This window comes from Actinomadura physcomitrii (assembly GCF_008923205.2).
GTDB lineage: Bacteria > Actinomycetota > Actinomycetes > Streptosporangiales > Streptosporangiaceae > Spirillospora > Spirillospora physcomitrii.
In genome coordinates this window covers 13,042-37,227 of sequence record NZ_WBMS02000038.1, presented here as the reverse complement: position 1 = coordinate 37,227, position 24,186 = coordinate 13,042, and the positions used below count along the sequence as shown (strand labels likewise).

The window sequence follows — 24,186 nt, the reverse complement described above, 5'->3', positions numbered from 1 at the left end:
CCGCCACAAGTGAACGGTCAGGTGCCCGGCGACCAGGCCCGCAGGCGGTCGGCGACGGACCGGGCGAGGCGGGCCGCGGCGCCGGGCGGGCGGTCCACGTCCACGACCACGACGGCCCGGTCGACGCGCAGCGCGATCATCCCGGCGGTCGGCCCGAGCTCGTAGGCCCGGCCGGCGGGGATGTCGGGACGCTCCCGCGCCTGCGACTGGATCGCCTGCAGCGCGTCGAGCATCTTCTCGGCCGCGTCGGGGGTCTCCGCCACCCAGCGGACGCTGACGCTCAGGCCGCGCACCGCCGTCTCGGGGACGGCGTCGTCCGGCGGGTCCGCGCCGCCCGAGGCGTGCGGCGCCGGCGACGTCCCCGCCTTGCCGCTGGCCCTGCCGGTCGCGCTCGCCTCGGCAGTGGGCGTCCCGGACGGCTCCGCGCCGCCCGTCGGCTTCCCCTTCCCGGGTTTCTTGCCCGCCGTCTCGTTCCCTGCCGTCCCATTTCCGGCCGTCTCGTACGCGCAGGACACCGGGTGCGGCAGCGCCACGTCCCCGACGCTCGCCCGGGCAGGCCGGACATCGTGCTCGTCGGCGTGCACGGCGGCCAGGTCGGCCTTCTTGAGCAGCGCGCAGGCGTCCGGCCAGTCGTCCACCGGCACGCCGCCCAGCTCGGCGGGACCCGTCCCGTCCGGGCCGCCGCGCAGCGCGACCAGCCGGGCCGCGCCCGCCGGACGCGGCGCCGCCTCCGCGACCGCCGCGTACAGCAGGCCCCCCGCCGCCGCGAGCCACGGGCGCGCGCCGGTCAGGTCCGGGTCCATGGCGAACGGCGCGGGGGTCGTGGACGCGCGGCCGTCCGCGGGGTCGACGACGTCGACGCCCGCCGGGAGGAGCTGGTCGGCCAGGCGCGGCCGCAGCGCGTAGACCGTGCCGCCCGCCTCCGCCAGCGCCGCGTAACCGGGGACGTCCCGCGACCACGCCACCGCGCCGGACGGGACGTCGACCGCCTCCATCCGGTCGGTGCCGCCGCCCTTCCCCTCCTGGTGGCGGACGACGATGAGCCGCCCGCCCGCGCGGACCGCCGGGCACATCCGGTCGCGGCACACCCCCTCGCCGTCCCAGCGCGCGATCTGGTCGCCGCCGGCGGTGAACGCGCGCAGCGCCGTCGCGTCCCCGACGAGGACCGCGCCGTCCAGCACCTTGACCTCGGGGGACTCCTTCGCCGCGAGCGTCCGGCTCCACAGCACCCGCCCGTGCCCGGGGTCGAGGGCCAGCAGCCGGCCGGCCTGGCGCGGGCAGCCCACCGCGAGCGCCGCGAGGGCGTCGCCGCCCGTTTCGCCGGTGCCCGCGCCGGCCGCCGGGTCGAGGGCGTCGGAGGGCTGCGCCGCACCCTCGAACAGCCGGCATCCCTTCGGCAGCGGCGCCCGCCACAGCCGCTTGCCCGTCAGCGCGGACACCCCGTACAGGGTGCGGCGGCCGTCGTCGGTGGTCAGCACGACACCGGCTCCAGCGGGCCAGCGCAGCGTCGCGCGCGACACCGCCGCCGGGCGCTCGCCGTCGCGCCGCCACAGCTGCGCGCCTGACAGCTCGTCGAACCCGACGAGCAGCCGGTCGCCGCGCCGGCCGTCCCGCTCGAAGTAGGCGACGAGCCGGGACCGCGTGGACGTCCAGCCGAGCAGCGTCCACCCGGTGCGGCGGTAGCTCCAGCGCTCGGCGCCGTCGCGCGCGTCCCGGACGACGATGCCGCCGCCGGACGCCGTCACCGCCTGCCCGCGCGCCACGTCGTAGGCGACGCCGTCGTACCCGGCGGCGGGCCCGCCGCGGATCGGCGTGGTCCGCTCCCAGCTCACGGCGAGCGGGCCGGGCGGCGGGCCGACGTCGCTCTGCGGCGCGACGGGCCGTCCGGTGACGGTGTGGCGCACCTGCCACCACTCGGCGTGCAGGACGAACCGCTCGACGAGGACCGCGCACAGCGCGACGGCGAGGGCGCCGGCGACGAGGCCGAGCGCCATGCGGACGCCGCCTCCCCGCCCCGGCCGGCTCCCGCCCGCGCCCACGCCCGCGCCGCCTCCCTGCTCCGCCGACCGCATACCCGTTCCACTGGCCGTATGGTGTGGACCTCCACCTTGCCGTGTCGCGCCCGCCCGCGCGACACGGCCCGGACGGAATCGCCCGCGGGACGCCCCGCCCTCCCGGCCGGGCCCGCGCGACCAGCAGGGAGGATACGTGGAGGTCTTCACCCGGTGGCGCACCTGGGACGCAGCCCGCGCGGACCTGGAGTCGTCCGGCGACGGCGTTGGCCGGGACGGTGCGCGCTTCGACCTCGCCGCGCTTGCGGCGGCGGTGGACGCGGCGCGGCGGTGGCACGGCGACCAGCGGCGCCCGACCGGCGCACCGTACGTCGAGCACCTGCTGGAGGCCCTGGAGGTGCTGGCGCGCGGCGCGGGCGTCACCGATACGGCGGTGCTGTCCGCCGTCCTGCTGCACGACGTCGTCGAAGACACCCCGGCGACGCTCGCCGATGTCGAGGACGCGTTCGGGCCGGAGGTGACCGAGCTGGTCGACTGGGTGACCAAGCCGCCGGCGGGCGGCGCCGGGCGGCAGGCGAAACGCGCCGCCAAGGCCGCGTACCTGCGGCGGCTGCGCGACGCCCCGCCGAAGGCGATCCTGGTGAAGCTCGCGGACCGGGTCAGCAACGTCCAGCAGTTGGACCGGATGCCACCGGACTTCCAGCGCCGCTACTACGCCGAGACGGTCACCTACATCGTCCCGCTGGCCGAGCCGCATCCCTGGTTCGCGGCCTGGTACGGCGAGTGGCGCGAGGCGTTCTCGCACCTGCGCTAGACCACCTAGTGACCAGGCGGTCATGGAATGGCATGATCGGCCCATGGAACGCGAGTGGGTGGTCGAGGAGAGCGTCGCGGTCGGCGCCGGGCCGCGGGCGGTCTACGCCGCGGTCGCCGACCTGCGGCGGATGCGCGAGTGGAGCCCCGAGGTCTTCGCGACGTGGATCCGCGGCCGGGCCGTCAAGGCCGGCACGAAGTTCGTCGGGTTCAACCGGCTCGGCTGGCGGGTGTGGTTCACCACCTGCGAGGTGACGGTCGCCGTCCCGGGCGAGGCGTTCGCGTTCCGGGTGTCGAGCTTCGGCCTGCCGGTGGCGCTGTGGGGCTACCGGATCGAGGCCGTCGGCGGCGGAGACGGCGACGGAGACGGGGACGGCGCCCGGACGCGGCTCACCGAGTACTGGGAGGATCTGCGGCGCGGCAATCGCGGCGCCGGGCTGGTCTCGCTGCTCGGGAAGGTGTTCACGGGCGTCCCGGCCGAGGAGCGCGCCGCGGTGAACCGCGCGGGGATGCGGGCCACGCTCGACCGGATCAAGGCGGGCGTCGAGCGCGGCTGATCCCGCACGCCGGCCGCGGACGGAGCGCGGAGCGGGACCGCCCTTGGCAGCAAAACGAGAACCTGTTCTACTTAACGGTGTGACAAGTGCCGCGCAAGTCCATCCGATCCAGGGGCACGAGGTCGCGCTTCCGGTGCGGATCCGGGACGCCGCCGTCGCCTCGGCCATGTTCACCGTCCCGGCCGCCGCAGCGCAGGCCGTCATCGCCTACAGCGGCCTCGAGATCGCCGAGCCCCTGGCGGGCCGAGGAGGTAGGTCGGGGTCTGTTGGTCGGGGAGGAAGAGCGATCTGCTCGCTGGCGTTCGTCCGCTACGCCGACGGCGACCTCGGCCCGTACCACGAGTTCGCCGTCGCGTTCCTGGTGCGCCCGCCCGGGACGCCGCCGCCGTCCGGCAGGGGCGGACGGCTGCGTGCCATGCGGGACGTGGGGGCGTTCATCCACTGGCTCCCCGTCAACCAGGAGTTCACCCTGGAGTGCGGGCGCAGCATCTGGGGCTTCCCCAAGGAGCTCGCCGACATCCCGATGGACCTCGCCGGGCGCGTCAAGCGGTGCGCCGTGCGCTTCGGCGGCCGCACCGCCGTCGAGGTCGCCGTACGGCCCGGCGCGCCGATGCCGGGCGGCGCCGGGGCGCCGAAGGTGGACGCGTACTCCTGCCTGGACGGCGTCACCCGCCGGACGCCGTGGACGCTCACGCCGTCCGATGTCCGGATGCGGCCGGGCGGCGCCAAGGTGGTCCTGGGCGACCACCCGGTGGCCGAGGAGCTGCGGGCGCTGGGACTGGACCGGGCGCGCGCGCTGAGCAGCACCACGGTCGGGCACCTGTCGATGACGTTCGACCCGGCCGAGGAGGTGCGCCCGTGAGGCGGACGGCCCTGGTCGCCGGCGCGGCCCGCGGAACCGGCGCGCTCGCAGCACGGCGGCTCGCCGCGGCGGCCTGGGACGTCGTCGCCGTCGACACCGACGAGGCCGGGCTCGCGGCCACCGCGTTCCGCTCGCCGAACACCCACGTCCGCGCCTGCGACATCACCGACCCCAAGGACGTCGCGGACATCCTGGGCGTGACCGGGGCCGTGCACCGGCTCGTCATCGCCCCCGCCCTGCCTGCCCCGGAACCGCCCGTGGACGAGGCGATGCGGGACGGCTTCCTCGGCCCCGCCGGCCTCATCCGCGCGGCGCTGCCCGGGATGCTGGAACGCGGCGCCGGCGAGGTCATCGTCATCGTCGCGTCCGGCGCGTCCCCCGCGACCGCCGCCGCTGCCGCCGCCGCCCGCGCCTACATCGAGGCCCTCGCCGCCGAGCAGCGCGGCCGAGGCGTCGCCTTCCGCTGCGCGAGCCCGCCCGCCGAGGTCCCCGCCCGGCTCGTCCTCGACGAGATCGACCGCTCCCTGGCACGGCCCGGCGAGGTGCACGTGGCGCCCGGCCGCAGACCGCTGCGCCTCGCCCCGCGCCGCCCGCGCCGGGCCCGGGCGTCCGCACCGCCGCGCTGAACATCGGAGGGACCGCATAGGCTTGTCTCTTTCGCCCCTTAGGGCGCCGGGGTCGCCCCGGCGAGCCGAGCGCGAGGAGCATCCTGCATGTCGTCCCAGGTCAACGGGCGGCCGACCGGACACGGCGGCACGGTCAAGGACCGTGAGATCGCCGCCGAGCAGCGGTACGTCGACATCGCCTACGCGCGGCTGGAGGAGATGCGCGCGGACGCCCAGGCGATGATCCGCGAGGGCTACCGCCAGTCGCTCGCCGGCACGAAGGGGTCCCTGGTGGACCGGGACGCGATGGTCCACCAGGCCGCGCTGCGCGCCCAGGCCCTCGACGTCGCCGACGACGGCCTCGTGTTCGGCCGGCTCGACCTCGCCCCCGGCGAGAAGCCGTCCGGCGAGGTCCGCTACGTCGGCCGGATCGGCGTGCGCACCAGCGAGCACGACTCCCTGGTCATCGACTGGCGCGCGCCCGCCGCCGAGGACTTCTACCGCGCCACCCCCGAGGACCCGCGCGGCGTCGTCCGCCGCCGCGTCCTGCACTCGCGCGGCCACACCGTCGTCGACCTGGAGGACGACCTCCTCGACCCGGACGCCGCCGGCGGCATGACGATCGTCGGCGACGGCGCGTTCCTGGCCTCCCTCGCCCGCGCCCGCGAGGGCGCGATGCGCGACATCGTCGCGACCATCCAGCGCGAGCAGGACGAGGTGATCCGCGCGCCCGCCGACGGGACCGTCCTGGTCCGCGGCGCCCCCGGCACCGGCAAGACGGCGGTCGCCCTGCACCGCGTCGCCTACCTGCTGTTCCGGCACCGCCGCCGGTTCGGGTCCCGGGGCGTGCTGGTCGTCGGCCCGAACCGCCGCTTCACCGCCTACATCGAGCGGGTGCTGCCGTCGCTCGGCGAGGGCTCGGCGACGCTGCGCTCCCTCGGCGACCTGGTCGACGGCGTCACCGCGACCGTCCACGACACGCCCGCGCTCGCCGCGCTGAAGGGATCGGAGACGATGGCGGCCGTGCTGCGCCGCGCCGTCGCCGACCACGCCCCCGGCGCGCCCGACGAGCTGCGCGTGGTGTACAAGGGCGTTGTCGTCTCCCTCGACCGGCGCGCCCTCGACCGCGTCCGGGGCGACGTGCACCGGCGCAGCCGCGGCAGCGTGAACGCGGCCCGCCGGCAGGTCGCCGAGATGCTGCTGGACGCCCTGTGGCGGCGGTTCACCGACCTCGGCGGGCCGGAGGCCGCGCGGGAGGCGGAGGGCGCCGAGGCCGGGCTGTGGAACGCGATCCTCGCCGCCGACGGCCTCGCCTCCCTCGACGGCGAGCCCGGCCGCCCGGCGCGCGACGGCACGCCCCGCGAGCAGTTCGACGCCCGCGTCCGCGAGCAGCGCGAGTTCGCCGGCTTCCTGGTGGCGTTCTGGCCGATCCGCCGCCCCGCCGACGTGCTCCGCTCGCTCGGCGACCCGGCCCGGCTGCGCCGCGCCGCCGGGCGGGAGCTGCACGGCGACGACGTCGCGCGGCTCGCCTCCTCGTGGGCCGGCGACGCGCCGTTCAGCTACCAGGACGTCGCGCTGCTCGACGAGATCGACGCGCTGCTCGGCCCGCCGCCCCGCCCGGCGCGCCGCCGCGCGTCCGCCGCCGCCGACGACCCGTTCGTCGTCGACGGCGTCAACATCCTCACCGGCGAGGAGGTCGCGGAGGATGACTGGGAGCCGGAGATGCAGGAGCTCACCACGTCGATGGAGCGGCTGGAGCGGTCCCGCCGCGTCGACGACGGCGTGGTGGAGGAGCGCCCCGAGTACGCGCACATCGTCGTGGACGAGGCGCAGGACCTGTCGCCGATGCAGTGGCGGATGCTCGGCCGCCGGGGCCGCCAGGCCAGCTGGACCGTCGTCGAGGACCCGGCGCAGAGCGCCTGGGAGGACCTCGCCGCCGCCCGCACGGCCATGGACGCGGCGCTCAGCGGGGAGCGCCCGTCGTCGCGGAACCGCCGCCGCAAGCCCGCGCCGCGCCGCACCCGGCACGAGTACGAGCTGACGACGAACTACCGCAACTCCACCGAGATCGCCGCCGTGTCCGCGCGGGTGCTGGCGCGCGCGCTGCCCGAGGCGCGACCGGCCCGCGCCGTCCGCTCGTCGGGGATCGCGCCGGTCGTCCGCGTGCTGCCCGAGTCCGGGCTCGCGGGCGCCGCCCGGCAGGACGCCGAGGAGCTGCTCGCACAGGTCGAGGGCACGATCGGCGTCATCGTCCCGTTCCATCCCGCCGAGGCGCACGACGAGGGCACCATCCCGCTGCCGCACGAGATCGCGTCCGCGCGGTGGGACGCCGCCGCCCGCGCGCGCCTCGCCGCCGGGCTGCCCGACCGCGTCCAGGTCCTCGACGTCCTGGAGGCCAAGGGCCTGGAGTTCGACGCCGCCGTGATCGCCGCGCCGGAGACGGTCGCCGCGCAGTCCCCCAACGGGCTCCGCGTCCTCTACGTGGCCGTCTCCCGCGCCACACAGCACCTGGTCGTCCTGACGTCGGAGCCGGAGTGGGAGGGCATCCTGCTGTCCGGCTGACGCGCGCGGCACGGCCCCCAGCCCGGGCCTCGCAGTGCCCGGGCCGGGGGCCGCCGGTCAGTTCTCCAGGTCGGCGAACGCGCCGGGCTCGTAGGAACCGCCCTTCTGGCGGAGCGTCACGCCGAGCCGGTTCGCCGCACTGCTCGATCGCCAGGCTGACGTTGTACATCCGCTTGGCGATCTTGGCGCCGACCGCATTGGCCATCAGGTCGAACCGGGAATCCATGGCTTCTCCTCTGTAGCGGGGCCGCGCGGCCCGTCCGCGCGGCGTCCTGATGCCATGGAGATGCCGGTGCCCCGGCCCCTGTGACGGCGCGGCCCTATGACGTACGCCACCGCCCACAGGTGTCACAGGACGGCGGCGGGCGGCATCTCGTATGCGGCTCGACGGCGAGATCGACACCGTCATCGCCGTCCGCGTCGACGACGGCCTCATCACCGGCCTGTACGCCGTCCGCAACCCCGAGAAGCTCTCCCGCATGAGCCGCGAGACCCCCGTCCTGCGCTGACTCGCGGCGCGGCCGGGCGCGGGCCGCGGCGTCCCACGGCGGGGCCGGGTGGGAGGCGGGGCGCCGCGGGCGCGGTTAGGCTGGCGCTGCCAGCTCGACCCCCGCCGGAATGGAGTTTGATGAGCGGCCGGAACCCCGCCCCCCGCCGCAGCTACGGCGGCCGCTCCGCCGAGGAGCGCCGCGCCGACCGCCGGGAGCGGCTGCTCGGCGCCGGTCTCGAGCTGTTCGGGACCCGCGGCTACGCGGCGACCTCCATCGAGCGGCTCTGCGCCACCGCCGGCGTGTCCACCCGCAACTTCTACGAGGAGTTCTCCGGACGCGAGGAGTTGCTCACCGCCCTGCACCGGAGCATCAACGAGCGCGCCCGCGCGGCCCTCGACACCGCCTACGCGGGCTCCGCCGGCGAGCCGCTGCCCGCCCGCGTCGAGCGCGCGGTCCGCGCCTTCGTCACCGTCACCGCCAGCGACCCGCGCTGGGCGCGCATCGCGTTCGTCGAGGTCATCGGGGTCAGCGCCGGCCTCGAACGGCACCGGCTGCAGTGGCGCGCGCACTGGGAGGAGACGATGCTCGCGATGATCGCGGAGGCGGTGCGGCACGGCGAGGCCGCCGACCGCGACTACCGCCTCACCGTCATCGCGATCATCGGGGCGGTGAACAACCTCGTCCACCACTGGTCCGCCCGCGACCAGACCATCCCCCTGGACGACATCACGGCGGAGCTGACCCACCTGATCCTGGCGGCGGTCAGATGATCGGCGGGCGGCCCGTCCGCGTCATCCGCCACGCGGTGCGGTAGGAGATGGGCCGGCGCGGCCCCGCCGGCTTCCGCCAGCCCTCCACGAAGCCCTTGAACCAGGGCCTCAGCGCGCTCGGCTTACGCTCGCGCAGCAGCGTCATGCCGACCCACACCGCGAGGTAGGTGAACGCCAGCGGCCACGGCAGGTTCCGGCGGGCCAGCCAGACCCGGTTGCGGGCGTTGTACCGGTAGAACATGTCGTGCCGGGTCGGCAGGACGGCCGGGTGGAACATCACCGCGGAAGCGTCGTACACGATGTGGTAGCCGGCGTTCAGGATCTGCCACGCGAGGTCGGTCTCCTCGTGGGCGTAGAAGAAGTCCTCCGGCAGGCCGCCGCCCGCGTCGAACGCGGCGCGGCGGATCGCGCAGGCGCCGCCGAGGAACGTCGTGGCCTCCGACGAGCGCTCCGGGTCGCCCGCGCGCAGCCGCGGGACGTGCCGGCGCTCGCCGCGCCCGCCCTCCGGGTCGCGGACCCGGAACGACACGACGCCGAGCGCCGGGTCGGCGGCGAACCGGTCCCGCAGGTAGGTGCCGAGGCGGGTGGAGCGGTACCAGCCGTCGTCGTCGAGGAACAGCACCACGTCGCCGCTGGACGCCTCGACGCCCCGGTTGCGGCCGGCCGGGATGCCGACGTTCTTCGGCAGGCTGATCGTCTTGACCCGCTCGTCGTCGAACGGCGGGACGCCGGCGCGGTCCCCCACGGGGTCGACGCCGTTGCCGACGAGGACGACCTCGACGTCCGCGTGCTCCTGCTCCAGCGCGCTGCGCACGGCGCGGGCCAGCTCGTCCGGGCGGTTGCCCATGGTGAGGACGACGACGCTGAGTTTCACTTCAGTCTCCGGGAGGCCAGGATGCTGACCAGGTGCAGCAGGGTCTGCACGACCGCGACGAGCGCGACCGCGACCATCAGCACGCGGATCGCGACGGGGGAGTCCGCACCGGTCAGGGTGTCGATCAGGGCGGCGGCCAGGATCAGCAGCGACAGCTCGACGGCGCCGATGATGCGGTGGAAGCGCAGCATCGACGCGGCCTGCCGGGCCAGCGCGATCCCGGTGGAGCGGGGCCGCAGCGCCCGGTCGCCGCCGGACGGGTCGGCGGGCAGCCCGGACTTGGCGCGGGCCACCACGACGTTGTCGGTCTCCGCCTTGATCAGCGCGGCGCCGAGCGCTGCGACCAGGCCGAGCTCGGCCCAGCCGCCGTTCTTCCAGCCGCCCTGCGCGGCGAAGCCGAGCCCGATGAGCAGCGAGATCTCCGACAGGTAGTGGCCGATGCGGTCGAGGAAGACCCCCGCGACCGACGTCTGCCGCAGGTAGCGGGCGACCTCGCCGTCCACGCAGTCGAGCAGCAGGTAGACCTGGATGAGCAGGGCGCCGCCGAGGGCCGTCCACAGCCCGCCCGCGCCGGACGCGGGCACCGACACCACGGCCCCGGCGACGATGCCGCTGAGCATCATCAGGTAGGTGAGCTGGTTCGGGCTGAACCCGAGGCGCAGCGCGATCCACCCGAAGTACGGGGACAGGTCGCGCATGTAGAGCCGGCCCGCCCAGTGCTCCTCGTTGCGCCGGTCCTTCAGGCCGGGCGGCTGCCCGTACCGGCGGATGTCGGCGACCCGCGCCGCGTTGCGCGGCGGGCGGTGGTCGCCCGGGTCCGGGGAACCGGGGCCGCCCGCCGGGGTCTCGGGGGTTCCGGAGGGGCCGGGGAGCTCAGCCTCCATGGGCCTGGACATACTCTTCCACCGCCTTGAGCGTCTCGCCCTTGTCGAGGCCGAGGTGTTCCAAGATCGTATAGCGGCCCGGCCGGGTGCGCGGGGCGTACTGCACGGCCTCCGCGAACTGCTCCTCGGTGAGGCCGACGTCGGCCGGGAACCGGGGCAGCCCGTGCCGGCCGAGGCAGGCGAGGATCTCCGCGAGCCGCTCCTCCGCGGGCTCGCCGGCGGCGTCGCCGCCGGAGAGCCGGGTGGCGCGCAGGTGGTAGCAGAACGCCGCGCCGATCCCCGCCAGCTCGCCGTGGTTGGCGGTCCCCGGGTAGAGCTGGTCGATGGCGTGCAGGATCTCGTGGTCGCCGCCGCTCGCCGGGCGGGAGTCGCCCGCGAACGACATCGCCATCCCCGACAGCACCAGGCCCTCCGCGAGGACGGTGAGGAACCGGTCGGACTCGATGGAGCCCGGCTGGTGCAGCAGCGCCTCGGCGGCGGTGCGGGCCACGGTCAGCGCCATCCGGTCGACGCGCTCGCCGCACTGTTCGGCGGCGAGCAGCCAGTCGTCCACCGCGGAGAAGTTGCTGACCACGTCGCCGATCCCGGCGCGGACCAGCCGGTGGGGCGCGGTGTGCACGTAGTCGAGGTCGACGACCATCGCCAGCGGCATGACGACGCCGAACGAGCCCTTGCCCTTGTCGTGCTCCAGGGACGCGACCGGGGAGCAGATCCCGTCGTGGGACAGGTTCGTGGCGACCGACACCATCGGGATGCCCGACAGCGTCGCCGCGTACTTCGTCGCGTCGATCGTCCGGCCGCCGCCGATCCCGACGACGGCCTCGAACGTCCCGCCGCGCAGCCTGCCGGCGAGGCCGACGGCGGCGTCGACGGTGCCGCCCTCGACCTGGAACACCTCGCAGGCCGACAGGGACGGGCGGACGTGCTCGGCGATGTGGTCGCCCTGGCCTTGGCCGACGGCGATGGCCACCCGTCCCTCGGTGGCGATCCGCTTGTCGGCGAGCAGCTCGCCGAGGGCGGCGACGGCGCCGCGCCGCACGTCGATGGAGAGCGGCGCGTTCAGCATCCGCGTCAGCAGGGGCATGGGCCTCCTCGCTCGGGGTCGTCCCGCGTATGGCGCCGGCGGCCTCAGTAGGTCTTGGCGATCCGGCGGGCCTTCTCCAGGTCGTCGTGGTTGTCCACCTCGACCCACTCGACCTCGCCGATCGGCGCGACCGCGATGCGGCCGCCCCGGTCGACCAGCTCCTGGTAGCCGTCCTCGTAGTACTGGTCGGGGTCGCTCTCCCAGGTCGCCTTCAGTGCGTCGGCGAGGGGCTCCGCGGCGGCGGGCTCGATCAGGGTCGCGCCGATGTACTCGCCGTAGGCGGTGGACGGGTCCATCAGCTTGGTGATCGTCTTCAGGTGCTCGCCCTCGTCGAGGACGACCTTCATCTCCTCGTCGGCGAGTGTTTTCACGTTGTCCACGGCGAGGAGGATGTCCGGTCCGCGGTTCGCCAGTAGCGTCTTCTCGACGCTCACCGGATGGACCGTGTCGCCGTTGACCATGAGGACGCCCTTGGAGAAGTGCTCGCGAGCCAGCCACATGGAGTAGGCGTTGTTCCACTCCTCGGCCTTGTCGTTGTGAACCAGCGTGATGGACACGCCGTACCTCTCCTCGAGGGCGGCCTTGCGCTCCTCGACCGCGCCCGCGCAGTAGCCGACGACGATGACCACGTCGGTCAGCCCGACCTCGGCGAGGTTGCCGAGCGCGATGTCCAGGATCGTGGTGTCGCCGTCCACGGGGACCAGGGCCTTCGGGAGGGTATCGGTGTACGGCCGCAGCCTCCGGCCCGCGCCCGCCGCCAGCACCATGCCGATCATGCTCGTTCTTCCTCCCAGTCGACCATCACACCGCCGCCGCGAACGGACCGCGCCCACATGGCGACGCCCTCGCTGCCGAACAGCACACCAAGGTAGGCGGCCAGCGCAGCGTACGCGATCGGAAGGAGCCCGCAGAGGCCCGCGAAGGCCACCCAGAGCATCCGCCCCTCCCAGCCGAGACCGGCGCGGAGGACGAGCCCCCATGGCCGGACTCCCTGGCGGGAGCGGTACGCGGCGTCGCAGTGGTGGAGCGCGAGGACGGCCGCCGGCACGTAGACGAGCGGTGCCGGCACTCCCTGCGCAAACCCCAGTACGGCGAGGTAACCATACTCGATCGCGCGGATTATGGGCGGTACGAGCCAGTCCAGCCGTCCCTCGTGCGGGTGGCCTGCGGAAGGACCGGCCAGCAGGATCGCCACGATCGGGGCGAGCAGCGCGGGAGCCGGCGGACCCTGAGCGCCGGCGGCCAGCAGCAGCGCGGTGACGCCCGCCGCGGCGGTGACGGCGGGCAGCGGCGGGAGCCTGCCGCGCGCCGTCATGCCCAGCACCAGGCACACCGGCCCGTCGTCGCGGTGGTCCCCGACCTGGACGGCGGCGTTCACCGGTCCGCCGATCCCGGCGCGGGCACCGCACGGGCGAACGCGCCGCGCGCATGCCCGGCGAGGACGAACGCGGCGGCGGCCGAGCCCCACACCAGCAGGACCCCGAAGGTGACGCGGGCGCCGGCGAGCGCGGCGGTGACGGCGATGAGCGCGAACCGCTCGCCGGCCGGGAGCGCGAGCGCCCGCACCGCGCGCCGCGCGACCTCGTTGCGGAGGCGGCCCGGCCGCGGGCGCCCGCCGTACCGGGACGACGCGTAGGACACGTCCAGGGTCTGGCGGACCGACAGCAGCACCAGCGCGGCCACGGCCGCCGCCCACGCGTTCCCGGCGAATCCGGGCCCGCCGGGCGGCTCGGCGCCCGCGCCGGCCGCGAGGCCCGCGTACACGGCGGCCTCCTTGGCCCGGCCGAGGACGCCCGCGGGCCACGCCGCCCAGGGCGTGCCCGCCGCGCCCGCCAGCCCGCCGCCCACGCAGTCCAGGACGAACGAGACGTAGAGCAGCCCCGCCCCGGCGATCGTCCCGTCGCGGGACCCGGCGGAGAACCAGACCGCGGCCAGCGCCCCGAAGCAGAACGAGATGCCCGACACCGTCTCGGGCGCGAGGCCGCGCGACGCCGCCCAGCGCACCAGGTACGGCGCGTACCCGCCGACCGCGTAGGCCGCGACGAGCCCGTCGCCCCGGTGGCGGACGGCGTGCGGGGCGGCGCGGTTCCGCGCCGCGGCACCGGCCGCCTCCGGTACGTTGAGCTTGGCGCGCCGGCGGCGAAGGCGCACCCTGACCATCGGCGCCTCCAGGCCGGATCGAAGCGTACGGGTGACAGCTCAGCGTAGCGACTCGGTGACCGGCTGTCGCAGGAACGGGCGCACGTCCTGCGCGCGGCGCGGGGCGGAGCGGCGAGAGGGAGAGATGGCGGCGCGGACGGTGGCGGTGGTGCTCGCCGGCGGGATCGGCGAGCGCATGGGCGCGGGACGCCCCAAGCAGCTCATCGAGGTGGGCGGGCGGCCGATCCTGGCGCACGCGATCGCCGCGTTCGACGCCCATCCCGGCGTCGGCGAGGTCCTGGTGGTGATGGCCGCCGGGCACCTGCGCGAGGCGGGCGTGATCGCCGCGCCGTTCCGCAGCGTCACGGGCGTGGTGGAGGGCGGCGCGACCCGCACCGCCTCGACCGTCGCGGCGCTGCGCGCCCTGGAGGGCCACGCCGACGACGCGCGCGTGCTGTTCCACGACGCCGCCCGCCCGTTCGTCGGCGCGGCCGTCATCGACCGGGTGCTGGACGCGCTGGACGGCCACGACGCCGTCGCGGTCGGCGTGCCGTCGCCGGACACGATCGTCGTCGTCGAGGACGGCGTGGTCGCGTCCATGCCGCCGCGCGAGACGATGAGCCGGTTCCAGACCCCGCAGGGGTTCCGGCTCGGCACCATCCGCAAGGCCTACGAGCTGGCGCTCGCCGATCCGGCGCTGCGCGCCACCGACGACTGCGGGATCGTGCACCGCTACCTGCCGGACGTGCCGATCCGGGTGGTCGCGGGCAGCGAGCGCAACCTCAAGGTCACCCAGCCGCTCGACGCGGTGATCGCCGAGCACCTCGCCCAGGAGGACCTGCCTTGATCTTCGACAAGTCCCCCACGGTCATCGGCCACCGCGGCTACGGCGCGGGCACCCTCACCCCGCCGGGCGCGGCGGCGCCGGTCGCGGAGAACACCCTGGAGTCGCTGCTCGCCGCCGCCTCCGCGGGGCTGTCCTGGGTCGAGATCGACGTGACCCGCACCGCCGACGACCACCTCGTGCTGCGGCACGACCCGACCGTCGAGGGCGGCGACCACATCGTCGACATGCCCGCCGACGCCAGCGGCCTGCCGCTGCTCACCGACGTCCTCGACGCGCTGCCCGCCGACATCGCGGTCGACGTCGACGTCAAGACCGTGCTGGAGGACGCGGTGGACGCCCCGTCCCGCCGGACGGGCCCGCTGCTGCTGCCGGTGCTGAAGCGCGAGGCGCGCCGCCGCCGGCTGCTCGTCACCTCGTTCGACCCGGCGCTGCTGGTGTTCCTGCGCGGCGGGCTGCCGGACGTCCCGCTGGGCCTGCTGACCTGGCTGCGGTTCCCGATGTGGCACGCGGTCCCGGCCGCGGCGGGCCTGGACCTGCAGGCCATCGCGGTGCACACCGGCTCGTGCGGGTTCGAGCACCCCGACAGCCGGCTGCGGCCCCTGGAGCACTGCGTGGACGTCGCGCACCAGGCGGGCCTGGACGTGATCGCCTGGTGCCCCGCCGCCGACCGCGCCCCGGACTACGCGTCCGCCGGGGTCGACGCGATGGTCGTCAACGACGTCCCCGGCGTCCTCACCGCCCTGTCCTAGCCGAACCCCGGCCCCCCCAGGGCCGTCCTCAAACGGAACCGAGGTCGACCTCCATGGCGAACGGAGCCGACACCTCGACCTTGCCGGTGAACACCTCGCCCTCCCGGTACGCCGCCGTCGCCGGGTCCAGGACGTAGGTGTACAGCAGCGGCACCCCGGTGGCGGCCTGTTCGACACGCCAGTAGAACGCGATGCCCGCCCGGGCGTACTGGTCCACCTTCACGACCCGGTCGGTGGTCTCCGAGCCCGGTGAGACGACCTCGGCCACCAGGAGCACGTGCTCCGGGCGGGTCGGGGTCACGTCGATCGTGTCCGCCCGGTACACGACGACGTCCGGCCGGCGGTTGGTCAGCGGAACGTCCTGCAGCCGGACGTCGAAGTCGGTGTCGGCGTTCCACTCCGGGCCTCCGGCGTCGTCCAGGGCGTTCGCCAGGACGCGAGCGAGGCGGTTGTGGCGCTTGGACGCGCTGGGGCCGCCCGCGACGACCATCCCGCCCACGACTTCGATGCCGGCGCACTGCTCCTCGGACCAGGAGTCGTACCGCCCGGCCGTGATCTGCTCGTGAATCACGCGGGAGCGACCGGCTCGGCGGTCATGGCATTCCTCCCCGTACCCGCCCGGCGGACCGGCCCTGACGCAGTCAGGGTACTGGCCCGGCGACGTTAGCGGTCGCCGCGTCGCAGGTCGTCGCCGCCGTACATCTGCGTCCACTCGCCGACGCCCTCACCGGAGCCGCCGCCCTGGGCGGACGGCTTGCCGTCGTTGTCGTCGAACGGGACGGCACCGGACGCGGGGCGCGCCGGAGGCTGGGCCGGCGGCGCGGACGGCGCCGGGGAGGCCGCAGGCGGGAGGCCCGGCTGCGCCGAGCGGCCGTACTGCGGCTGCCCGGGAGGCTGCTGCCCGTACTGCGGCGGCCGTCCCCATGGCGAGTCCTGTGCGGGCGCCTGAGGCGCGCCCAGCGGCGCCGGAGCGCCCGCGGCGGGCGGCGGGCCCAGCGGGGCGGGCGGCGGCCCGCCGTAGCGCGGCGCGGCCGTCCGGGCGCGCCACCGCGACGGCGGCACCGACGCGACGAGCAACGCGACGCCGAGCAGCAGGAACACGCCGAACGTGGCGAGGTTCAGGTACCCCAGGGTGAGCGAGTTGGGGAAGGACTTCTTCGCCGTGTTCCGCATCGCCCATCCGGCGTCGGCGATCCACAGCACGCCGGTGGCGGTGTAGAGGACGCCCGGGATCAGCGAGGCGACCGGCGACACCCGCGACCCCGTGACGAGCCCGAGCACGATCGCCGCGCCGATCAGGAGCACCGCGCCGATCCACAGTTCCTTGCCATGGTAGTTGCGGAACGTCGCGGAAAAGTACCGCTGCGCCATGGACATCTTGTAGGCGCCCATGGTCAGGCAGTACGTGAGTACGGCCGTCGCGACGAGCCCCACCACCGCGCCTATGCCGTGGCGTGCGCCGTTGGACATGGCAACCTCCTCGCGCCCGGCGGGCGTGTTCCCGTCGAACCTAACCCTGAGACGTGCGAAAACGCACGGGGGTTCAGGGGAGGTTGGCCGGATTTCGCCGCTACACCACCGGTTCGCCGGGTTTGGCGGGGGTGGGCTGGCCGAGCCGCGGCGGGCTGGTCAGGAACCCGATGCCCCAGGTGACGTGCATGGTCGCGAAGACCAGCGGCAGCCGGATCCAGGCGGACGGCGGCAGCCCGCGGCCCTCCACGGCCCCGCCGACGATCATCGCCACCGCGTACCCGCCGGGCAGGATCCAGCCGGGCCAGAACCCGAACGCCCCGGCGACCACGCCCGCGGCCATCGCGACCACGGCGATGGGCGGGGCGAGGTAGCGCAGGTTGAGGGTGCCCTGGTGCTCGCGGCCGACGACGCGGCGCCAGCGCCCGGTGTGGAAGTACTGCCTGGCGAGGGCGCGCAGGTTGGGCCGGGGACGGTAGGTGACGCGCATCCGCGGGGTGAAGAAGATCCGCCCGCCGGTCTGCCGGATGCGGTGGTTCATCTCCCAGTCCTGGGCGCGCGTGAAGGTCTCGTCGTAGCCGCCGACCCGCTCCAGCGCGCTGCGCCGGAACGTGCCGAGGTAGACCGTCTCGACCTCGCCTGCCTCGCCGCCGGTGTGGAACCGGGCGTTGCCGACGCCGATCCGGGACGTCATGGCGCGGGCGACGGCCTGCTCGAAGGGGGTGACGCCCTCGGCGGCCATGATGCCGCCGACGTTGTCGGCGCCGGTCTCCTCCATCGTCTCGACCGCGGCGCGGACGTAGTCGGGCGGCAGCAGCGAGTGCCCGTCCACCCGGACGATGATCGAGTACTGGGACGCCTTGATGGCGATGTTGAGGCCCTGCGGGGTGCGCCCGGTGGGGTTGGCGACCACGACGATGCGGGAGTCCTCGCCGGCGAGGCGGCGGGCGATCTCCTCGGTGCGGTCGCGGGACGGCCCGACGGCGAGCACGAGCTCCATCTCGCCGGGGTAGTCCTGGGTCATGATGCGCCGGACGGAGTCCGTCAGGTGGCGCTGCTCGTTGAGGACCGGCATGACCACCGACACCGCGGGCCAGGTGCGTTCGCCACCGGTGCGCGGCCGCGTTCCGTGCCGTGTCGTGCGCTGGGCGTGGGGAGGTGGATTCATGTGGGCTCGCGGGCGTACCTCGGCCGTGGCGACGGGGTGCCGCGGCCAGAGGGAGGCCCCCCTTCCTCTCTCTCGCTTGCTTGTCTGACGCAGCCCACGCCACCCAGGTTTGCGTGCGGGCCGCCGGGGTGTGGTCAAGACGGCGCCACGTTACTGCAAGGACACGAAGTACAGGTAGCGAACGGACGGGTGTTCCCCACTTTAGAGTGGTGGGGACCCACGCGAGAACGAGGTCTTCGGGAGGCGGGCGTCGGCATGGTGGACGGGCACGACTCGGGACGCGGCGACGCCGACCCGCTGGAGCGCTACTTCCGGCCCAGACCCGCAGGTGGAGCGGCCGACGGCCCCGCCGACGACGGCGACATCGAGGGCGTCACCATCGACGGGATGCCGGCGCCGCGGGTGAAGGTGGACGGGCCGCGGGGGCCTCGGCGCCCGGGCCGCCGGATCAGCCCGCGGGCGGCGATGAGCGCCCGGCGGCAGAAGCGGTTCCTGACCCTGACCGGGACGGCGTCGGCGTTCGTGCTGCTGACCTCGGGCGGGGCGTGGGCGTTCCAGAACTACGTGACGGGCGCGATCGACAAGGTGCACGTCGGCGGGCTCGGTAAGGGCAAGGACGGCCCGAAGGGCGCGATGACGATCCTGGTCGCCGGGGTCGACCGCCGCGAGGGGCTGACGAAGGCGCAGCAGAAGGCGGCGAAGCTCGGCCACGACGCGGGCGAGCGCTCCGACACGATGGAGCTGGTGCACGTCTCCCGCGACCACGACCGGGTGTCGATCGTGAGCCTGCCGCGCGACTCGTACGTGACGATCCCGGCGCACAGGTCGAACGGGTCGGAGGGGCCGAAGGGGCAGCAGATCGGAGCCCGTCCGGGCAAGCTGACGTGGGCGTACCAGTTCGGCGGGCCCGATCTCACGGTGGCGACGATCAAGCGGGCGACCGGCGTGTCGATCGACCACTACATCGAGGTGAACTTCTACGGGTTCGTCAACATGGTGGACGCGCTCGGCGGCGTCGACGTGTGCACCGAGCAGGCGATCAACGACCCGAAGAGCGGGCTGAAGCTGCCGGCGGGCAAGTCGCACGTGGACGGGCTGAAGGCGCTCGGGTTCGCGCGGGCCCGCTACACCCTGACCGGCGGCACCGACCTCGGCCGGATCGACCGGCAGCAGCAGTTCATGGCGTCGATGATGAAGCAGGCGCTGTCGTCGAAGACGCTGAGCGACCCGGTGAAGTCGACGAAGTTCCTGGACGCGGCGCTGAAGTCGCTGCGGGTCGACCCGGAGCTCGCCAAGGGCCTGCCGAAGCTCGCCGACCAGATGAAGGACCTGTCGACCGACAGCCTGACGTTCGCGAACGTGCCGCTGGCGAACCCGGGGTACAACGCGCTGCTGTGGAACTCGCCGTCGCCGCAGTCGACCGTCCAGTGGGACCAGGCGAAGGCGAACGACCTGTTCGGCCGGATCCGGCACGACGAGCCGCTGAGCGAGGCGAAGAAGACGCCGAAGCCGAGCGCGACGCCGTCCAAGACCCCGTCGGACGGGCCGACGGTGCCGCCGGACGACATCAGCGTCCGGGTCCTGAACGCGATCGGGACGCCGGGGCTGGCGACGCACGCGGGCGCGCAGCTGACGAAGGACGGCTTCCACGTCACGGTGGTGCCGGGGGTGGCGCGGCGGGGGCTGCAGCGCACCCAGATCCAGTACGGCCCGGGCCGGGAGGACTCGGCGAAGACCCTGGCGGCGGCGATCCCGAACGCGAAGCTGAAGGAGGTCTCGTCGCTCGGGTCGCGGGTGCAGGTGATGGTGGGCGCCGACTGGGACGGGGTGAAGAAGGTGAAGGTGGCCTCGCCGTCGCCGACGGCGTCGCCCGCGTCGGGGTCCGCGCTGGACGCGGGGACGGCCACGGAGAAGCTCTGCCACTGACGATCTAGAATATCGTTCTAGATCGTGGAGAGGAGCAGGGCGTTGGACGGTGACCTTCCGGAGGCGTTCTACCGGCCGCTCGGCGGCGGCCGGTTCGCGAGCACCCCGGCGACGGCGGGCCCGTGGTCGCCGTCGCTGCAGCACGCCGGCCCGGTCGCGGGCCTGATGGGCCGGGCGTTCGAGCGCACCGACCCGGTGCCCGGCACCCGGGTCGCGCGGGTGACGGTCGAGATCCTCTCCCCCGTCCCGGTCGCGGAGCTGGAGGTGTCCGCGCGGGTCGTCCGCCCGGGGCGGCGGGTCGCGCTGCTCGAGGGCGAGATGACCCACGAGGGGCGGCCGGTCGTCCGGGCCACCGCGTGGCGGATCATGGCGACGCCCGCCGAGGTGCCCGAGGCCGTCCACGCGCCCGCGCCGCCGCCGCTCCCCGACGCGGGCCGGACGTTCACGGCCCCGGGGCTGCACACGCACGGCTACCTGTCGGCGATGGAGTGGCGCATCGCCGAGGGCTCGTTCTTCGAGCCGGGCCCCGGGACGACCTGGGCCCGCGCCCGCATCCCGCTGGTCGCCGGCGAGGCCGACTCGCCGCTGGTGCGCGCGCTCACCCTGGCCGACAGCGCGTCCGGCGTCGGCAGCCAGCTCGACCTGGCCAAATGGATGATCATCAACACCGACCTCACCGTCGCGCTGCACCGCGACCCGGCCGGGGAGTGGCTGTGCATGGCCGCGTCGCTGAGCGTCAGCCCGCGCGGCGGCGCGCTGTGCGAGGCGACCCTCGCCGACGGTCACGGAGTGTTCGGACGGGTCCTGCAAACCATGTTCGTGGACACGCAGCCAACGCCCTGACCTGGCACGACATCGCCCCACCGAATCGGCCTCTGATTCTTGATCGACTACTCTGGGTAGTGATAGGCGTGCACACAGTAGTCACCTTCAGGAGTCCAGAGAATGTCGACAAGGTTTCTCGGCCTGATCAGCACGACCGCCGTCGCCGCGCTCGCGGTGACCGGCTACGCGGCGCAGACCCACGTCCGGCTCTCCGCCGCGCACGAACCCGTCCTAGCGCCGCGCAAGACGGCCGGCCCACCCGCGCCGTCCGCGAGCCCGAAGGTCAAGAAGGACACGGCGAAGGACGGCAAGAACCTCGACGCCTGCCTTGACGCCGACTGCGAGGTGGAGGTCGAGAGCGGGCAGCGCATCCCGCTCGACCCGAAGTACGGCGTCAACGGCATCGACGTCCGCACCGACGGCCCGCGGGTCGTCTTCACCGCGAACGGCCGCAACAGCAAGATGGTCACCTCGATGGACGCCACGATCGCCGGTTCCGGCTCGTCCTCGACCGTCAACGGCCTGACGTTCCGCCCGCGCATGACCAAGGACGGCAGAATCATCGTCCAGGTCACGCATGACTGATCTCGCTTGAGCGGCGGTCACCGGCCATCCGGTGACCGCCGCTCAGCGCCGGTACCTGACCTCGTCCACATGAGCGACGGCCTGAGCGAGGGTGTGCGCTTTGACCGCCATGCACGTGCGCCGCAGCGAAGGGCGCTCCGCCTCATCGGCGAGCCGCCCCCAGTGCCTCGCCTGATCGGCCAGACCTTCCCGAAGCTGCGCCAACGCCGCGTCCACGGCCGTCTGGCGCGGCCCGGAGCGCCACGGCAGGCGCCAGATCACGCGAGTTGCCACGCGGCCCACACGACCTTGCCTTGCGCGACCCCGTACACGCCCCACTCGGACGCCAGCGCACCGGCCAGCGCCAGCCCTCGCCCGGACTCGTCCAACGGAGCGGCGTTCGAAACCCGGGGACACTCGGAACTGCCGTCGCGGACTTCGACGATCAGATGCGCCGGGGAGCACTGGAACCGGAGAAGGATCATCGCCACGTCGCACGTTTCGAGCCGCAAAGGCGCCCCGCCGGGTTCTCCGGTCGCCTCCAGCGCGTTGCTGACCAGCTCGGACAGCACCTGCCGACAGGCCCAGCCGTACGGCTCCGCCAGCCTCCACGCGCCCAGCAGCGCGTGAGCGAAATAGCGGGCGACGGGCACGGCGGACGGCAACGCGGCCAGCCCGAGCACTTCCGCCCGAGCAGGCTCACCCGCCACCGGCGGACGCGTCTCCGGCTCGGTCATGGCAGACGGCACGATCATGGCTTCCTCTCCTGTCGCCGGGGGTTCACCACCCGAGGGCACCACGATGCGATCACCTCTCAACTCTCCGTGATCGACACGAGGCGCAGGCATCCCCTTCGGAGGTCCTCGGATCGCCAGCATGACCCAGCATGCTCAAGAATGGAAGTTCCATTCTGGAAGTCGTCCGATAGATTGTCATGTGTCCGATACGGAAAGTGACTACGATGCTGGACGCCCCTCGCGCTGGTCCTGATCCGGAGAGACCCATGTCCACTACGCCCGACCGCCGCAGCCCGACGATCGCCCGCCGCCGGTTGTCGCGGGAGCTGCGGAGGCTGCGGCTGGACGCCGGCCTTACGGCGGACAAGGTCCGCGGCGACATCGACCTGAGCCAGGGCAAGATGAACCGGCTGGAGACGGGCATCGGCCCCCAGCCGAACATGAGCGACATCCGCGTCCTGCTCGACTACTACAAGGTGAGCGGCGAGGAGAAGGAAGCGCTCCTCAACCTCGCGCGCCTTTCCCGCGAGCGCGGCTGGTGGGAGAAGGAGTACGCCGACGTCCTCGGCAACGCGTACGCGGGCTTCGAGGCCGAGGCCGCCCGGATCCACACCTACCAGCCGCTCGTGATCCCCGGCCTTCTCCAGACCGTTCCCTATGCACGCGCCGCGATACGCGGCGGGCTGATCCGCGACCCTGAGGAGATTCAGCGGCGCATCGACTTCCGCATGACCCGCCAACGGATCCTTGACCACCCTGACCCGCCGCACCTGTGGGCCGTCCTGGACGAGGCCGCCGTCGCCCGCCCGTTCGGCACCGCGTCCGAGCGCGAGGAACAACTCCAGCGCCTGATCGACACGGGCGAGAGCGAGCACATCACCGTGCAGGTCATCCCGTTCTCAGCCGGCATGCACCCCGGCCTGGCCTGCAGTTTCACCCTCCTGGAGTACGCCGAGGACCCCACGATCGTCCACATCGAGATGGGGCGCAACGCGCTGTACCTGGAGCAACCCGAGGACATTGAGAGCCATAGACTGAAATATCAGCACCTCTTGGCTGCCGCCCTCGACAAGGACTCCAGCGTCGCCTTCTTGACCAAGCTGCGCGACCAAGTGAAGGCAGGGACCTGATGAACCCGACGCCACCATCCCCTGACGCGCCTTCTTCACCCTTCGATCACGTGGCTTGGCGGAAGTCTTCCCACAGCCAAGGTGACGGCGCAGACTGCGTGGAGATCGCCCGGATGCCCGGCCTCATCGCGATCCGCGACTCCAAGGACCCCGACGGCCCGCGCATCATCCTCCCCGCCGAGACCGCGAAGGCCGTCGCCGCCGCCATCAAGGCCGGGCTTCACGTCCACGAGTAAGCTGAGGCAAGCCAGGTTGTGTCGGCCTCTGACATCACACTCCAGGGAAGTCGAGGGCCGTACCATGGTGAAGTAGCTCCAGATCGGAGACAACCCAAGTGATGTCTCCATCTGCCGAACGGCCGATCCACGTTGGATAGGCTCCATCACCCATGCCGCACTTGAACACAACGATGTTCAATTCCGGATCCCCCGTCCGAAGCTCCAGGCCACAGACACGCGCTCGATCGCTCGAATCAGCAAAGCGTCATCAAAATCACGCATCGCTCCAAGCCTTTCGTGGGCTGCAGCATCAAGAAAACAGCCAGTACCGGAGTCAATGCCGAATCCAAAGAACGCGCCCTCGTCAAGTGATGCCGACTCCTGCCCCGGCCGGAGCGCCGGTTCCCAGGACGCCGAAGGTTCGTCTCGCACCGTAATCCTTGCGGCGTTGACCAATCGCATCGGGGGGTCTGGTAACCAATTCCAGTGGGAGATCGAAAGAGTTACCGGATACGACCTGGGGGGATCTTTACAGTGAACGGTCGCACCTCCGGATGGCGTCCCCAACTCGGATCTTGCACGATCAAATGTCCACTAGGAAGGCTCAAACTGCCAGCCGACTGAGCGTCAATCATCGAGTGGGTACCGTCACCCCAACGATAGCGACTTCCGGCACGGAACATACCGGCGCACTGTATTTCTTAAGTGAATCCGATGCGCGCCCCGGTCGGGGACGGTTGTTCGCCGAGAAGGTCCGCTCGAGCAAGGTTGCCGAGTCCGTACGGTGCGGTGGGGGGGGGGCGGGGGGCCCGGGGCCCCCCCCCCCCGGGGGGGGGGGCGGGGGGCGGGGGGGGGGGGGGGGGGGGGGGGGGGGGGGGGGGGGGGGGGGGGGGGGGGGC

General features: G+C 73.8%; 27 protein-coding genes. 14 read left to right on the top strand and 13 right to left on the bottom strand.

Annotated features, from left to right (window positions below):
* Positions 1-17: 17 nt before the first annotated feature.
* Positions 18-2,072 (bottom strand): outer membrane protein assembly factor BamB family protein, encoded by a 2,055-nt coding sequence (locus F8568_RS34970; RefSeq protein ID WP_151597946.1) that lies wholly within the window; start codon positions 2,070-2,072, stop codon positions 18-20.
* Positions 2,073-2,208: 136 nt separating this feature from the next.
* Between F8568_RS34970 and F8568_RS34965 the strand changes: the two genes are divergently transcribed.
* From F8568_RS34965 to F8568_RS34935, 7 genes are all read left to right on the top strand, one after another.
* Positions 2,209-2,826 carry an HD domain-containing protein gene (locus tag F8568_RS34965; protein ID WP_151597945.1) on the top strand — a complete coding sequence of 206 codons (618 nt, stop codon included), beginning with the start codon at positions 2,209-2,211 and terminating at the stop codon, positions 2,824-2,826.
* 43 nt (positions 2,827-2,869) lie between these two features.
* Positions 2,870-3,382: an SRPBCC family protein gene (locus F8568_RS34960; RefSeq protein ID WP_151597944.1), complete on the top strand. Its 513-nt coding sequence runs from the start codon at positions 2,870-2,872 to the stop codon at positions 3,380-3,382.
* Positions 3,383-3,461: 79 nt separating this feature from the next.
* Positions 3,462-4,244: an acetoacetate decarboxylase family protein gene (locus F8568_RS34955; protein WP_328601160.1), complete on the top strand. Its 783-nt coding sequence runs from the start codon at positions 3,462-3,464 to the stop codon at positions 4,242-4,244.
* On the top strand, positions 4,241-4,870 hold the full coding sequence (locus tag F8568_RS34950; RefSeq protein WP_151597943.1) for an SDR family NAD(P)-dependent oxidoreductase: 630 nt from the start codon (positions 4,241-4,243) through the stop codon (positions 4,868-4,870). Before F8568_RS34955 ends, F8568_RS34950 begins: the two co-directional genes overlap by 4 nt.
* A gap of 87 nt (positions 4,871-4,957) precedes the next feature.
* Positions 4,958-7,411, top strand: coding sequence for a HelD family protein (locus tag F8568_RS34945; RefSeq protein ID WP_151597942.1), 2,454 nt, complete (start codon positions 4,958-4,960; stop codon positions 7,409-7,411).
* 377 nt (positions 7,412-7,788) lie between these two features.
* The gene (locus F8568_RS49960; RefSeq protein WP_268896469.1) at positions 7,789-7,920 is read left to right on the top strand and encodes a hypothetical protein; all 132 of its coding nucleotides are present in this window, start codon (positions 7,789-7,791) and stop codon (positions 7,918-7,920) included.
* Between the two features lie 119 nt (positions 7,921-8,039).
* Positions 8,040-8,672, top strand: a complete 633-nt coding sequence (locus F8568_RS34935) for a TetR/AcrR family transcriptional regulator (protein ID WP_151597941.1) — start codon at positions 8,040-8,042, stop codon at positions 8,670-8,672.
* Here F8568_RS34935 and F8568_RS34930 read toward each other — a convergent pair.
* The 6 genes from F8568_RS34930 to F8568_RS49950 all read right to left on the bottom strand — a co-directional run bounded on the left by F8568_RS34930 (position 8,665) and on the right by F8568_RS49950 (position 13,674).
* Positions 8,665-9,519: a glycosyltransferase family 2 protein gene (locus F8568_RS34930; RefSeq protein ID WP_151597970.1), complete on the bottom strand. Its 855-nt coding sequence runs from the start codon at positions 9,517-9,519 to the stop codon at positions 8,665-8,667. The two genes, F8568_RS34935 and F8568_RS34930, sit on opposite strands and share 8 nt — an antisense overlap.
* Positions 9,520-9,542: 23 nt before the next feature.
* Positions 9,543-10,430 (bottom strand): CDP-alcohol phosphatidyltransferase family protein, encoded by an 888-nt coding sequence (locus F8568_RS34925; RefSeq protein ID WP_236009806.1) that lies wholly within the window; start codon positions 10,428-10,430, stop codon positions 9,543-9,545.
* Complete coding sequence (locus F8568_RS34920; protein WP_202125708.1) at positions 10,420-11,496, bottom strand: iron-containing alcohol dehydrogenase family protein; 1,077 nt, start codon at positions 11,494-11,496, stop codon at positions 10,420-10,422. The genes F8568_RS34925 and F8568_RS34920 overlap by 11 nt, the downstream gene beginning before the upstream one ends.
* 62 nt (positions 11,497-11,558) lie before the next feature.
* Positions 11,559-12,290, bottom strand: coding sequence for a phosphocholine cytidylyltransferase family protein (locus tag F8568_RS34915; RefSeq protein WP_151597938.1), 732 nt, complete (start codon positions 12,288-12,290; stop codon positions 11,559-11,561).
* Positions 12,287-12,892 carry a DUF5941 domain-containing protein gene (locus F8568_RS49955; protein WP_202125700.1) on the bottom strand — a complete coding sequence of 202 codons (606 nt, stop codon included), beginning with the start codon at positions 12,890-12,892 and terminating at the stop codon, positions 12,287-12,289. The genes F8568_RS34915 and F8568_RS49955 overlap by 4 nt, the downstream gene beginning before the upstream one ends.
* Positions 12,889-13,674 (bottom strand): DUF5941 domain-containing protein, encoded by a 786-nt coding sequence (locus F8568_RS49950; protein WP_151597936.1) that lies wholly within the window; start codon positions 13,672-13,674, stop codon positions 12,889-12,891. Before F8568_RS49950 ends, F8568_RS49955 begins: the two co-directional genes overlap by 4 nt.
* Positions 13,675-13,798: 124 nt before the next feature.
* Between F8568_RS49950 and ispD the strand changes: the two genes are divergently transcribed.
* The gene (gene ispD / locus F8568_RS34900; RefSeq protein WP_151597935.1) at positions 13,799-14,500 is read left to right on the top strand and encodes a 2-C-methyl-D-erythritol 4-phosphate cytidylyltransferase; all 702 of its coding nucleotides are present in this window, start codon (positions 13,799-13,801) and stop codon (positions 14,498-14,500) included.
* Complete coding sequence (locus F8568_RS34895; RefSeq protein WP_151597934.1) at positions 14,497-15,249, top strand: glycerophosphodiester phosphodiesterase; 753 nt, start codon at positions 14,497-14,499, stop codon at positions 15,247-15,249. The genes ispD and F8568_RS34895 overlap by 4 nt, the downstream gene beginning before the upstream one ends.
* Before the next feature lie 28 nt (positions 15,250-15,277).
* Here F8568_RS34895 and F8568_RS34890 read toward each other — a convergent pair whose 3' ends face one another.
* From F8568_RS34890 to F8568_RS34880, 3 genes are all read right to left on the bottom strand, one after another.
* On the bottom strand, positions 15,278-15,820 hold the full coding sequence (locus tag F8568_RS34890) for a Uma2 family endonuclease (RefSeq protein WP_328601159.1): 543 nt from the start codon (positions 15,818-15,820) through the stop codon (positions 15,278-15,280).
* Positions 15,821-15,912: 92 nt separating this feature from the next.
* Positions 15,913-16,719, bottom strand: coding sequence for a hypothetical protein (locus F8568_RS34885; protein ID WP_151597933.1), 807 nt, complete (start codon positions 16,717-16,719; stop codon positions 15,913-15,915).
* Between the two features lie 100 nt (positions 16,720-16,819).
* On the bottom strand, positions 16,820-17,887 hold the full coding sequence (locus tag F8568_RS34880; protein WP_268896466.1) for a glycosyltransferase family 2 protein: 1,068 nt from the start codon (positions 17,885-17,887) through the stop codon (positions 16,820-16,822).
* A gap of 255 nt (positions 17,888-18,142) precedes the next feature.
* Between F8568_RS34880 and F8568_RS34875 the strand changes: the two genes are divergently transcribed.
* The 3 genes from F8568_RS34875 to F8568_RS34865 all read left to right on the top strand — a co-directional run bounded on the left by F8568_RS34875 (position 18,143) and on the right by F8568_RS34865 (position 21,223).
* Entirely contained in the window at positions 18,143-19,813 is a 1,671-nt protein-coding gene (locus F8568_RS34875) for an LCP family protein (protein ID WP_151597932.1), read from the top strand.
* A 24-nt stretch (positions 19,814-19,837) separates the two neighbouring features.
* On the top strand, positions 19,838-20,656 hold the full coding sequence (locus F8568_RS34870) for a thioesterase family protein (protein WP_328601158.1): 819 nt from the start codon (positions 19,838-19,840) through the stop codon (positions 20,654-20,656).
* Positions 20,657-20,758: 102 nt separating this feature from the next.
* Entirely contained in the window at positions 20,759-21,223 is a 465-nt protein-coding gene (locus F8568_RS34865; protein WP_151597930.1) for a hypothetical protein, read from the top strand.
* A gap of 257 nt (positions 21,224-21,480) precedes the next feature.
* On the opposite strand, the gene F8568_RS34860 is transcribed toward F8568_RS34865, so the two are convergent.
* Positions 21,481-21,957: an ATP-binding protein gene (locus F8568_RS34860; RefSeq protein ID WP_160573879.1), complete on the bottom strand. Its 477-nt coding sequence runs from the start codon at positions 21,955-21,957 to the stop codon at positions 21,481-21,483.
* Positions 21,958-22,205: 248 nt separating this feature from the next.
* Between F8568_RS34860 and F8568_RS34855 the strand changes: the two genes are divergently transcribed.
* Both F8568_RS34855 and F8568_RS34850 read left to right on the top strand, forming a co-directional pair.
* Positions 22,206-23,069 carry a helix-turn-helix domain-containing protein gene (locus F8568_RS34855; protein WP_160573878.1) on the top strand — a complete coding sequence of 288 codons (864 nt, stop codon included), beginning with the start codon at positions 22,206-22,208 and terminating at the stop codon, positions 23,067-23,069.
* Positions 23,069-23,305, top strand: a complete 237-nt coding sequence (locus F8568_RS34850; protein ID WP_151597927.1) for a DUF397 domain-containing protein — start codon at positions 23,069-23,071, stop codon at positions 23,303-23,305. The genes F8568_RS34855 and F8568_RS34850 overlap by 1 nt, the downstream gene beginning before the upstream one ends.
* Before the next feature lie 34 nt (positions 23,306-23,339).
* Here F8568_RS34850 and F8568_RS51225 read toward each other — a convergent pair whose 3' ends face one another.
* Positions 23,340-23,513, bottom strand: a complete 174-nt coding sequence (locus F8568_RS51225; RefSeq protein ID WP_151597968.1) for a DUF4241 domain-containing protein — start codon at positions 23,511-23,513, stop codon at positions 23,340-23,342.
* Positions 23,483-23,854 (bottom strand): DUF4241 domain-containing protein, encoded by a 372-nt coding sequence (locus F8568_RS51220; RefSeq protein WP_151597926.1) that lies wholly within the window; start codon positions 23,852-23,854, stop codon positions 23,483-23,485. The genes F8568_RS51225 and F8568_RS51220 overlap by 31 nt, the downstream gene beginning before the upstream one ends.
* Between the last annotated feature and the right edge of the window lie 332 nt (positions 23,855-24,186).